Raw genomic sequence first — 12,600 nt, 5'->3', positions numbered from 1 at the left:
ACCGGTCCTTACCGTTATGATGCGGCCTTGAGGGCCGGATAGGTTTCACAATCTTTGATTTTCAAATCTGCTTTTAGCTGACCTGTCCGACCATCTTCAAATGTCATTTGCGATTCAATTGAAATCATGTCTTTGTCTGAATATAGCGCGTCGATTAGCGTTGCATAGCGTTCGGCAACAATTCGCCGTCGCACCTTTCGTGTCCGCGTTAGTTCTCCATCGTCCGCGTCCAGTTCTTTGTGTAAAATAAGAAACCGAGTAACCTGGGCGTTTGCCAGATCACTGTCGACGGCCAAATCACGATTAACCTCTTCAAAACATTCTTTGACAAGCTCATAGACTTCGTCTCGATTGCCGAGATCCGTATAGCTTGTATAAGAAATACCCTGCCGTTCAGCCCAGTTTCCTACGGCATCCAGATCAATATTGACGAAAGCAGTAACGCTCTCGCGTTCCCCTCCATGGCAAACGACTTCTTTGATCGACGGGAAAAATTTCAACTTGTTTTCAATATATTGTGGCGCAAACAACGTACCATCAACCAACTTGCCCACGTCTTTGGCGCGATCAATAATTTTTAACTGGCCGTCATCTGTAATGATACCGGCATCGCCTGTATGTACCCATCCGCTTTCCAGCTTTGTTTCGCGAGTTGCCTCTTCGTTTTTATAATATCCGACGAAGGCGCCCGGGCTTTTATAAAGAACTTCACCGGTGGTATCGTCAATCATAACCTCGCAGCCTGGGGCTGGAGGCCCAACCGTATCAGAGCGAACATCATCATTATTCTGGATGCAGACATAAGCGCAGGATTCTGTTTGCCCATACAGCTGTTTGAGGTTCATACCGAGGGACCGATAAAAATTGAACACTTCTGAACCAATGGGGGCGCCCGCCGTATAGGAGATCCTGATTCTGCTAAATCCCAATCTATTTTTCAGCGGCCCGAAAACTAGAATATTTCCAACAGCATACAGAATTCGATCTTTCAAGGACACCGGTTTTCTCTCCAGAATGTCCACACCGCACCGTTTTGCAACACCAATAAAATAGTGGAACATTTTACGCTTGAATGCACTTGCATCTTCAATTCTGATCATCATTTGAGTAAGCAAGTTTTCGAAAATTGCAGGTGGTGCGAAATAATAGGTCGGGCCCAATTCTCTCAAATCGGACAAAACTGTTTCCGCGCTCTCCGGACAATTTACCGTATACCCTGCATGCAGCGCTTGTGCATAAGCGAAGAAATGATCACCAACCCATGCCATCGGCAAATAGGACAGGACTTCATCTTTCTCCGTCAATCCTTCAAATTCCACGGACAATCGGGCTGATTCCCATAAATTGGAGAAACTCAACATCACACCTTTCGGACGCCCGGTCGTTCCAGAGGTGTATAAGATGACGGAAAGATCCTCTATGTTGCCTTTTGCAATCTCTGATTCAAAAAAATCAGAATGTGATTTTTCATAAGCGCGGCCAGCCTCTTGAACATCGTCGTAGAAATGTAAATAATCTTGATCATATAAACGTAATCCTCGGGGCTCCTTATATATGATGTTCTTGATTTCCGGGCATTCCGCCATGATCGACATTATTTTATCGACCTGTTCCTGATCTTCGGCAAAAACCGCCTTTACCTCAGCATGCGCCAAGACATACTGAACCTCCTCGGCAACACCATCTTGATAAATCGGTACAGGAACTGCCCCAATTGCCTGAGCAGCAGCAAAAGCCCAATAGAGCTTTGGTCTATTCGATCCAACAATAGCAATTTTATCACCGCGCACCAGGCCCAGATTTGCCAACCCTAAAGCTAGGGCTTTAACGTTATCCCGAACGTCCTGCCAACTATAGGTTTGCCAGATACCATATTCTTTTTCACGAAATGCAGGGGCCTGTGGTCGCTGAATCGCGTTGCGGAGTAACAGTTTTGGAAATGTATCGTACCGTTCCAACTCAGTGTCATTTATTGTCATCAGCTGCCCGGATCCCAATTATCAAAATGTCAACTTCACTTGCGTTTTCATGGGTTCTGGGAACAAACAAAATTTTTCCGCGCAGATTTATCGCGACAGTAATTTCAATATGTCATCAACAGCTTTTTACTTGTCGCTGCCGAGACGACCCTCCCAGATCAAGTAGTTTATTGGCCACTACCTATTTTATGCTTTTCGCAAGTCTTGCTATCGTCAATAGTCGATATGTCCAACCGAGGTCAAGAGGAAAACTGAAAACAGCAATTCACAAAAGAGAAATTTGGCTATTTTCCATGAAAAATAGTAATAATAAAATAAAACAGTCGTTTGTTATTTAAGTATAAATATATACTTCATTATATTAATATAAAAAAATTACAATGTGGTCGATAATATGAATAGTTTTTTGTAAAATAATTCGTATTTAATAGTATGTGAAAAAATTGTACTGTTATTTTTACATTCAATTAGTTAAATTTTTTATTTTTTATCCACATTAAGCTAAATCCTCTATCGCCCCTCAACAACACACCCAACTTCTTCGCTCCTATTACTTATCAAATGCTGCCGGACAATTGATAAGAACGTAATCCAACAAATATAGAGAACAAAATTAAGTCCAGGTTGGAATTTCTTAAGGTTATCTTTCCCCTTCTTCACCTTATGGCTTGAGAAAATTTAAAAATTAGGGCACATACGGGCCATTAATTAACGGGTGTCGATTTCCAGACACCTTCCCGTTTCCCTTTGCATTAAGGAGCGAAGCGTTGACAACAATTGGTCACGATAGCCTAAATACCCGCCGAACACTTGATATTGACGGCAAGAGTTACGATTATTACAGCATTCCAGCCGCCGAAGAAGCGGGCCTCGGAGATGTTTCTCGCCTTCCCTTTTCTCTCAAAGTTCTTCTGGAAAATCTGCTGCGCCATGAAGACGGCCGCACGGTTACATCAGAAGATGTTACAGCGGTTGCTGGCTGGCTTGAAAATCAAAAGGCTGATCGGGAAATAGCCTATCGCCCTGCCCGCGTGCTGATGCAGGATTTTACCGGCGTTCCCGCTGTTGTTGATCTTGCCGCCATGCGGGATGCCATGGTTGCCCTGGACGGAGATCCTGAAAAGATTAACCCTCTTGCCCAGTGTGATTTGGTAATCGACCATTCTGTTATGGTGGATAAATCGGGTACGGCTGCGTCTTTCGGTGAGAATGTCGAGTTGGAAATGCAACGAAATGGCGAGCGGTATGCTTTCCTCCGCTGGGGCCAGAAAGCCTTTAATAACTTTCGTGTTGTCCCTCCTGGAACCGGAATATGCCACCAGGTTAACCTTGAGTATCTAGCTCAAACTGTTTGGACGACGAATGATCAAAACGGTACAGAGGTAGCCTATCCCGATACTTTAGTCGGGACGGATAGTCACACAACCATGGTCAATGGATTGGCTGTTCTAGGCTGGGGTGTTGGCGGCATTGAAGCCGAGGCTGTGATGTTGGGTCAACCTATCTCAATGCTCATTCCCGAGGTTGTTGGCTTTAAATTGACAGGCAAACTGAAAGAAGGAACGACGGCTACAGACCTGGTTTTGACCGTTACTCAGATGCTTCGGGCCCAAGGCGTCGTTGGAAAATTTGTTGAATTCTACGGACCTGGTATCGCGGAACTTGCATTGGCGGACCGCGCGACAATTTCGAACATGGCTCCGGAATATGGAGCTACTTGCGGATTTTTCCCAATTGATGCGGAAACCATCAACTATCTTAATTTCACTGCGAGAGACCCGGAAAGAGTGAAACTGGTCGAAGCCTATGCCAAGGCACAAGGCATGTGGCGCGAAGAGTCGACGGAAGATCCCGTCTTCACGGCATCTCTGGAGTTAGATATTTCGACTGTTGAGCCAAGCCTGGCTGGCCCAAAACGCCCGCAGGATAGAGTATTGCTGTCCGACGCCGCACCTGCTTTCAAGGATGTACTACCGACACTTGCTGACGGAGCTTCTTTGGGCGCAGAGGTTAATGTCCAGGGAACCGACTATGCGATTGGACATGGTGACGTCATTATTGCTGCAATCACATCTTGTACGAACACATCTAATCCCAATGTGATGCTTGCTGCCGGCTTGGTCGCACGAAACGCTCTGGCCAAAGGACTCACCGTCAAACCTTGGGTTAAGACCTCCCTGGCACCCGGTTCCAAAGTGGTCACGGACTATCTCGCGAAAGCTGGCCTTCAAGACGATTTGGATGCTCTTGGGTTCAATTTGGTTGGATATGGCTGCACGACTTGTATCGGAAACTCCGGTCCTGTGGCACCAGCGATCGCCGATGCCATTGCCGAAGGTGATCTGGTTGCCTGTTCAGTTCTGTCCGGAAACCGGAATTTCGAAGGCCGGGTAAGCCCGCAGGCAAAAGCGAACTATCTGGCGTCACCACCTCTTGTCGTTGCCTATGCCATCGCTGGTTCCATGAACATAGATATAACAAAAGACTCGCTCGGGAATGATCAAAACGGCAACCCGGTCTATTTAAGCGATATCTGGCCAAGCAATGCGGAAGTACATGCGACTGTCCGGGAGGCAGTTACGCGAGATATGTTCGTCACTCAATATGCCGATGTATTTTCTGGGGATGATGCCTGGAAGTCCATCAAGACAGCTGAAGGACAAACCTACACCTGGGATAGCACGTCAACTTATGTACAGCATCCACCCTATTTCCAGGGTATGGAAAAAGAAGCCGGCGGCTTTTCGGACATAACGGGTGCCCGTATTCTCGCCCTTCTTGGCGATTCAGTTACTACCGACCATATTTCACCTGCGGGTGCCATCAAAGCGGATGGACCTGCTGGCGAGTATCTCAAAAGCCATCAGGTGAGCGCAAAGGACTTCAACTCTTTTGGATCCCGTCGCGGAAATGATCAGGTGATGACACGGGGTACATTCGCAAATATCCGCTTGCGTAACGAACTCGCGCCAGGCACAGAAGGCGGCGTAACACGGCATATGCCGGATGGTCAGCAAATGTGGATATATGATGCGGCTCAAAAGTACCACGCGGAACAAACACCGCTTGTTGTTTTTGCCGGTAAGGAATACGGAACAGGATCCAGCCGCGATTGGGCTGCCAAAGGAACATTGTTGCTGGGAATCCAGGCTGTGATCGCCGAAAGTTTTGAACGTATTCACAGATCAAATCTTGTCGGAATGGGTATATTGCCCCTTCAGTTTCCAGAAGGTGTTACCCGAAAAACACTGGAGCTGGATGGCAACGAGGTGATTGATCTGACCGGAATCGGTGCTGGCATTACACCACGCATGAATGTTGCCTGTAAGATTACACGGTCCGATGGATCCAGCGAAACCATCGATCTGCTGTGCCGTATAGATACTTTGGACGAGGTTGAATACTATCGAAATGATGGCATTCTGCAGTATGTCCTTCGGAATCTATCTGCCGCTTAAGGTACGGGCATATAAACCATGACGAAACGGCGGCTCGGTTGAGTCGCCGTTTTTTGTTCACCAAGATGTCAACGATAGGTGATTTGTCTGTGAACACGGAATATACTAAATAACAAAGCATGAAAAAAATAAACCTCATTCCCACCGTCGTCGGGACAGCATTTGGTATTCTGGCATTAACCGCATCATCCTTTGTAAATGCCCAAAGCGCCCATCAGCCTGCCTCTGTTGTCGAACTATACTCATCACAAGGCTGTAGCTCCTGCCCCCCGGCTGATAAATTTCTGGGAGAGTTGATCGAGGATAGTGACATTCTGGGCCTGACGTTTGCCGTCACCTATTGGGATTATATTGGTTGGAAAGATACTTTCGGTAGCAAGGACAATGACTACCGGCAGGTAAATTATAAAAAGAAATTCAGTTCTCGCTATGTCTATACACCACAAATGATTGTCGGCGGCACGGAGCATAAAGTTGGCTCGGACAGTCATGGCGTCAAAGCCCTTATCAAAGACCAAGCCGGACATGCCCAACAGCTTCCGCTAACCTGGTCTTTTTCCGAGGATAGTTTGCATGTCAATTTACCTGCCGGTGAAGGCAATGCAACGATTTGGCTTGTCGATATTGACCATGCAGCGGATGTTGATATTGGACGCGGTGAAAATTCAGGCCGCAAAATTACCTACCATAACATTGTTCGCCAAATCCGGTCTCTTGGTGAGTGGAACGGTAATGCGGAAACCGTCTCCCTTGATTTAGCTGAAATGAGGCAATCCGGGAGAGATGGATGCGCGCTTATAATTCAACGGGCCGATTATGGACCCATTATCGCGGCATTGAATGTAAAACTTTAAGATTGAGAAGTTGATACTGCCGACGCAGTCAGGCAGTATGGAGCCAATAACAACAACAATGGCCCAGCTTCCATGACTAAAGAAATTGCCCCGTTAAAACCTGCCGCAACCGTTTTATTGGTACGCGACTGTGATAAAGAGCAAGATACACTTGAAGTTTTCATGGTTGTTCGCCATCACCAAATCGATTTCGCTTCCGGGGCTCTTGTCTTCCCTGGCGGCAAAGTAGATGATGCAGATACTGACGCAGCCCTTGTCAGTCATCTACCAGAATCAGAACGCCGGGAGGATCCCCTTCGATCCTTCAAAGTCGCCTGTATTCGCGAAAGTTTTGAAGAAGCAAATATTCTGCTGGCCAGAAATCGTGACACGGGAAAGCTAGTCACCCATGAACGGCTGGAAAAACTCGCCTCAAAGTACAGAATGCCTTTGCAAAATGGCGAAGTTACAATATTGCAAATGGTTCAAGATGAAAATTTGGAGCTGGCGACGGATCTCCTCGGGCATTTTGCCCATTGGGTAACCCCAACATTTATGCCCAAGCGTTTTGATACACATTTTTTTGTTGCCGCAGCTCCACCCCATCAGTTGGCCCGGCATGATGGCGAGGAATCTGTTGATTCAGTTTGGGCGGGCCCCAATGAGATTCAAGCAAAGGCCGATGCTGGTGAATATACCGTAATTTTCCCAACGAGAATGAATGTAGAGGCTCTGGGCAAGTTTGCGTCTGTGGATACAGTGGTGGCGGATGCAAACGCAACTCACACCGTTACAGTGTTACCAGAAATGGAAGTGACGGAAGAAGGCAGGTATTTGCTCATTCCGAAGGAAGCGGGATATAGCGTAACACGGAGAGCTGTTGATCCCTTGATGGACAAGTGATCTTTAGAATAGCCACAGGGAGTTATCCCCGGCTGAAATTGTATAAAACAGACCAATCCAGCACCCTATTTTGCGCTTTTGGAAATACTTGAATCAGAGAAACTAATCGCCGCCGTCGATTGACCTGAAAAACTGTCAAGCGACCTGTCTATCCGATTCACTTTCTCTGCCAACACCGTAACTTCAGCCAAAAAGGTCCGTGGTGCAAAAAAATTAAAGCTGCCTTCGTCAATATCAGGATGCTTCAGCATCTGGACGATTTGATTATGGGAAGATATCATCTTTTTTAGCACAGCCTGTGTTTGCGAAATTACCTGATCGACTTGTTGCCCATTTTGCTGTGCTGAAATTAACCTGTTGATTAGGCGACGGCGATTTGTCGTCAATGTGGCAGCCTCTGAAGTTTTCGTCAGCAGAAGCCGTTTTTTCCATGTTGCGAGTTCTCTCTTTATCACCGATCCCAGTAGCCCCCGCAATCCACCACGACATAATATCAAGCTATGAATTTTATGCAGCGGGTTGGCTATAGGGGGCGCATGGTTACAGGCTTTACTTTGATCGGCCTTCTCTCCCAGGTCAATATATAGCAATTTTGCTGTCTTTTCGAAAGCGACCCGGCCGGAACTGACAATCGCCGCAAGCTTGGCTTCCCGTTCAGGGAGTGAGAAAAACCATCGAAAGAATTCTAGGCCTTCGTACAAACTTTGAACACCTGGCCGATCTATGGAGTGAGACAGATCCAGTTGTTCATAGTCTGTCATACCCAGCAAATTCCCCTCAACTGAGGAGTGGGTCAGATAGGTGGCCGGATCGTCCTTCAAGGCAATCGATGCCAGCGATTGTGCATATTGCGTCAAACTGTTGAGTAGAACTGCCCGCGCAGCCAAATCGGCACTGGAATAAAGCGGCTCCTGAGTCACATCAAAATTACCGCCTGTTTCCAGCTGGAGTTTCAAATTATTGCGAAAAGCATTTGAATTGGCTTTCTCCGCCATGGCAAAACCATTTTTTACGACTTGTGAAAGCAGGAGGACACCCTTGGCGAAATCCTCGACAACGTAAGCAACACCGACAGCGTCAACCGCCGCGCAGCCGGTTGCAGATTTAAGAATAAAGCCGAGAAGGATTAACTTTCTCACCCAATTCATAGGGCTGGAGATCTCGTTTGGGTCATCTGATTACAGATGGATATAGATTGTAAAAATTCAATCTTTTAAAATCAATAGTTGTATTTCAATTTCGAAATCTAAAACTGAAATTGACTATTTTTCTGCAGTCTGGCTACTATTGAGGCAGTAGATTATTCTGACTTGGGGGAAACGTTCACATTGATCGACGCCAGACGAAAATGGTGGGTGCTCGCAGCCATGGGAGGCGTCATTGGGATCGTGCTGCTCGATGAAACTATTGTTGGCGTCGCCTTACCAACTATTCAGTCTGATCTCGGCATTTCCTTACTCGCCTCCCATTGGGTGGTAAATTCCTATTTGCTTGTATTTGCTGGTCTTGTTGCGGCCGGTGGCCGGCTGGGGGATATTTTAGGGCTTCGCACTCTTTTTACCTTCGGTATTCTTTTGTTTGGCGCCGCTTCGCTGGCCTGCGGATTTGCAAGTAGCGGCACATATTTAATCCTTGCCCGTGCCCTGCAGGGAATTGGGGCTGCGATCATATTTCCTGCCTCTATGGCAATGGTTACAATTGCCTTTCCCGAGAAAGAACGCGGAGTGGCCATCGGAATATATGGAACAATTGGAACCGTTTTTCTAGCGTTAGGGCCGTTGGTCGGCGGTGTACTGACAGATTACGTATCCTGGCGATGGATATTCTGGATCAATCCCCCAATAATTTTGCTCATTGCGGCGCTTGTTCTCATGACATGGATAGATCCACCGCGAACCGACGCCAAAGAACGATTTGATTTTCTGGGCACTCTGACGTTAATCAGTGGCGTCGGCCTCACAGTCTTCGCTATTATGCAGGGTCCGGATTGGGGGTGGGTAGATCCATTCGTCATTGTCTCGTTGATAGCCGGAGTTGGCCTTTTTGGTTTATTTGTAATAGTAGAAATTAATACAAACCAGCCATTGATCGATGTTGCACTATTTCGAAATTCCAGTTTTGCGGTCTGCAACTTTACGGTTTTTATGGCTCAGTTTACAAAAATTGCCGTCTTTATCTTTGGCGCTCTTTATCTACAGCACGCACTTGAAATGTCGTCCCTACAAGCCGGAATAGCCTTGGTGGCCGGGGCTGCACCTTCCATACCAACCGGTTTTATTGCTGGGAAAACTGCGGATCGGTTTGGTTCTCGAAAGCCAGCTCTCGGCGGCATTTTCTGTATTGCCCTCAGTATTCTCTGGATTGGAATAGCTGTTCATTGGGAGAGTTACCTTTTGCTGTTGCCCGCTCTCTTGATCTGGGGCGCAGCGTTGCCGTTTCTTTTTGTACCGCCAATGCGCGCAATAATGAATGAAGTCCCAATAGACAAACAGGGACTTGCAGGGGGGATAGTTCTCTGTGCACAGTTGTTAGGGGGCACAATAGGCATGGCGCTATGTAGCACCGTCTTTTCAACCTCTCAGAATTACACAGGGGTCTTTTTGATGACAGCTGCTTTGACCATATTCCTCTTCATATTGGCGTACTTAAAAATTGAACCGGAAGAACCTGAAAAAATGCAGACATAGCTGCGGGATAATCAGGTTTAGTCTAGATGCTTTTTAACCTTGGTTGAATTTCCGCCAGGTCGTTGACGACTAAATCTGCATTTTGACATTCCGAGCGTTTGGCATGATCCTGCCCCCAAGGACCGCGTTTGAGGAAGATGCCTTTCATACCGGCATTCTGTGCCGGAAAGATATCATTGTCCAATCGATCTCCCACATAAGCAACTTCAGCTGGCGCATACGCCATCATTTCCAGGACCTTCTCGAAAAAGAGTTTATCCGGTTTTTCAACCTGAAAGGCTGCAGAGGACGCGACATAATCCGCTGGTACCCCCAAGCTCTTTAGCGCTATTTGCACCGATTCTGGCTGGTTTCCAGCGATACCAATCTTGTATCCAGATTGCCGCAGTTGTTCCAAGCTCGAAATAGAGTCCGCGTATAAATCGCTCGGCCGCAATGAGTAGGCAGTGCCTGCTTCTTCGCGTGCGCGCAATGCCTCGGCCAGCTTAAAATCCGGATCATAGGACCTAAAAACCGCATGATGATGCTGTCCGCATGCAATGACATCACGAAGCCGGTCCATGAAGTTTTCGGCGGACACCCCGAAATAAGAGGCCCAGTCGCTCCAGTACCGTGACTCATCGACTAACGTTTCACCGACATCAAAAACAACTGCCTTTACGGACATTGGCGCCTCGATTAATCAAGTTCAAGCAAAGCTTACCTCATCAGGCAGAGATCCCGCTTGCCATGAAATCTGCCATGCGCTTTGAAAATGCGACGGGGTCAGAGACCGGATCCCCTTCAACAATATGCGCCTGATCAAGCAAGAGAAGAGCTGCATCCTCCAAAGCTTCAGATGTTCCATTGGTCTTCGCATTCGCGGCCAGCTTTTTGATCAGCATATGAGTGGGATTAAGCTCCAAAATACGCATGCTTTCCGCACCACCAAATTGCTTATGGGCTTTCAGTACTTTTTCAAGATGTATGTCCATATCACCATCATCCGCCACAAGGCAAACGGGACTGTCCGTCAAGCGCAGGGATTCCTTCACATCCTTGACTTTGCCTTCCAGCGCCTGCTTGAACAAGGCGATCAGGCTATCCATTTCAGCGCTTTCCGCCTTCGTTTCCGGTTCCTTAGAGGGGTCCTTTTCATCGGCTAAATTCTCGAGACCGGCTGTTCCACGTGTGACAGATTTAAAACTCTTGCCTTCATATTCGGTAATTCGGCTAAGCCAAAAATTATCGACTGCGTCTTCAAGCAACAAGACTTCTATCCCTTTTGCCGCGAACCCTTCTAATTGAGGGCTGGATTTTAGGGCATCAATATCGTCACCAGTGATATAATAAATAGCATCCTGGCCCTCTTTCATGCGTTCTACGTAGTCGGCTAGGTATGTCCGATTGTCTGCTTTTGTACTTCGAAATTGCGCCAGTTTAAGAATGCGTTCCCCGTTATCCGTATCCTCATAAATACCTTCTTTGAGCACAGCGCCAAAATTATCCCAAAAACTGGCAAAGCTTTCCGGATCCTTTTTTGCTTTCTTTTCGATCTCTCCGATGACCTTTTTGACCAGGCCGCTTCGAATCTTATGCAAAACAGGGTTATTTTGCAGCATCTCACGGCTTACATTAAGAGGTAAATCTTCCGAATCCACAACACCCCTCAGGAATCGCAAATATGCCGGAATTAATTCTTCACAATCATCCGTGATAAAGACGCGTTTGACATATAGCTTGAGCTTGGATTTTCGTTCCGGACTGAAGAGGTCAAACGGTGGTTGCTCTGGGATGAAAAGCAGCATTGTATATTCAATACGGCCCTCTACTTTACTATGAAGTGTCATCCAGGGGGAATCATACGCCTGTCCTACATGATGGTAAAATTCCGTATATTGTTCGGCGCTGATTTCAGACTTCTGACGAGTCCAAAGAGCACTGGCGGTATTCAGGACTTCATCTTCATCACCTTCCTTCTCCGCTTTTAAGATAACCGGCAGGGCAATATGATCCGCGTAAGTCTTGACAATATTACGAAGTCGTAGCGGTTCCAGAAATTCCTTGGCCTCTTTCCTCATATGAAGAGTAATTGTCGTGCCGCGACCTTCCCGGGTTCCTTCAGCTATTTCAAAAGATCCGCCTCCGTTGGAAGACCAAACAGTTGCAGCCTTCTCTCCGGCTTTTCTGCTTACGACAGTGACCTTGTCTGCAACCATGAAAGAAGAATAAAAGCCAACACCAAATTGACCGATTAGATTGATATCTTTGGTGGAATCTCCTGTCAGCTCCTCAGAAAAACGAGATGTTCCCGATCTCGCAATTGTACCCAGATTCTCAATCATTTCCTGTTCAGTCATGCCAATGCCATTGTCCGTAATGGTCAATGTTTTTGCTTTTTGATCAACGCTCAAGATGACTTTGAATTCCGGGTCTTCTTTGATGAGATCTGGCTTCGTCAAAGCCGCGTAGCGCAACCGATCACATGCGTCGGAGGAATTGGACACCAACTCCCGCAAGAAAATTTCTTTTTCGCTATAAAGTGAATGGGCGACAATATCGAGCAGTTTGGCGACTTCGGCCTGAAATTCATGGGTTTGTTCTGTCATTTTCCTCTTTCGACTCATTCAAGATTATTCAGTTACCTATATGACGAGCCACGCGAGGTCAATCAAGGCTTATGTTCCGAATTTTTATTTGAGGCAGGAGGATGAAGTGGCCCACTCCGAGGGGCGCAGAAAATCGGAGCAGGCCGTTCACA

The 12,600-nt window shown here is 46.9% G+C and carries 8 protein-coding genes; 4 read left to right on the top strand and 4 right to left on the bottom strand.

Features of this window, described 5'->3' with window-relative positions; genetic code table 11:
- Window positions 1-14: 14 nt before the first annotated feature.
- The gene (locus tag NBZ79_RS01400) at window positions 15-1,979 is read right to left on the bottom strand and encodes an AMP-binding protein (protein WP_251934775.1); all 1,965 of its coding nucleotides are present in this window, start codon (window positions 1,977-1,979) and stop codon (window positions 15-17) included.
- A gap of 767 nt (window positions 1,980-2,746) precedes the next feature.
- On the opposite strand from NBZ79_RS01400, the gene acnA reads away from it, so the two are divergent.
- From acnA to NBZ79_RS01385, 3 genes are all read left to right on the top strand, one after another.
- Entirely contained in the window at window positions 2,747-5,437 is a 2,691-nt protein-coding gene (acnA, locus tag NBZ79_RS01395; protein WP_274706842.1) for an aconitate hydratase AcnA, read from the top strand.
- A 119-nt stretch (window positions 5,438-5,556) separates the two neighbouring features.
- Window positions 5,557-6,291, top strand: coding sequence for a DUF1223 domain-containing protein (locus NBZ79_RS01390; RefSeq protein WP_251934774.1), 735 nt, complete (start codon window positions 5,557-5,559; stop codon window positions 6,289-6,291).
- Window positions 6,292-6,363: 72 nt separating this feature from the next.
- On the top strand, window positions 6,364-7,173 hold the full coding sequence (locus NBZ79_RS01385; protein WP_251934772.1) for an NUDIX hydrolase: 810 nt from the start codon (window positions 6,364-6,366) through the stop codon (window positions 7,171-7,173).
- Between the two features lie 65 nt (window positions 7,174-7,238).
- Here the strand turns inward: NBZ79_RS01385 and NBZ79_RS01380 are convergent, their stop codons facing one another.
- Window positions 7,239-8,321 (bottom strand): hypothetical protein, encoded by a 1,083-nt coding sequence (locus tag NBZ79_RS01380; RefSeq protein WP_251934771.1) that lies wholly within the window; start codon window positions 8,319-8,321, stop codon window positions 7,239-7,241.
- Between the two features lie 180 nt (window positions 8,322-8,501).
- On the opposite strand from NBZ79_RS01380, the gene NBZ79_RS01375 reads away from it, so the two are divergent.
- On the top strand, window positions 8,502-9,860 hold the full coding sequence (locus NBZ79_RS01375) for an MFS transporter (protein ID WP_251934757.1): 1,359 nt from the start codon (window positions 8,502-8,504) through the stop codon (window positions 9,858-9,860).
- Window positions 9,861-9,882: 22 nt separating this feature from the next.
- Here the strand turns inward: NBZ79_RS01375 and NBZ79_RS01370 are convergent, their stop codons facing one another.
- Both NBZ79_RS01370 and htpG read right to left on the bottom strand, forming a co-directional pair.
- Window positions 9,883-10,527 carry an HAD family hydrolase gene (locus NBZ79_RS01370; RefSeq protein ID WP_251934756.1) on the bottom strand — a complete coding sequence of 215 codons (645 nt, stop codon included), beginning with the start codon at window positions 10,525-10,527 and terminating at the stop codon, window positions 9,883-9,885.
- A gap of 40 nt (window positions 10,528-10,567) precedes the next feature.
- Window positions 10,568-12,448 carry a molecular chaperone HtpG gene (gene htpG / locus NBZ79_RS01365; RefSeq protein ID WP_251934754.1) on the bottom strand — a complete coding sequence of 627 codons (1,881 nt, stop codon included), beginning with the start codon at window positions 12,446-12,448 and terminating at the stop codon, window positions 10,568-10,570.
- Window positions 12,449-12,600: the final 152 nt, after the last annotated feature.

Origin of the sequence: Sneathiella marina (assembly GCF_023746535.1) — a bacterium.
GTDB lineage: Bacteria > Pseudomonadota > Alphaproteobacteria > Sneathiellales > Sneathiellaceae > Sneathiella > Sneathiella marina.
The sequence above is the reverse complement of the archived record's forward strand: the minus strand, read 5'-3'. Positions and strand labels throughout refer to the sequence as shown.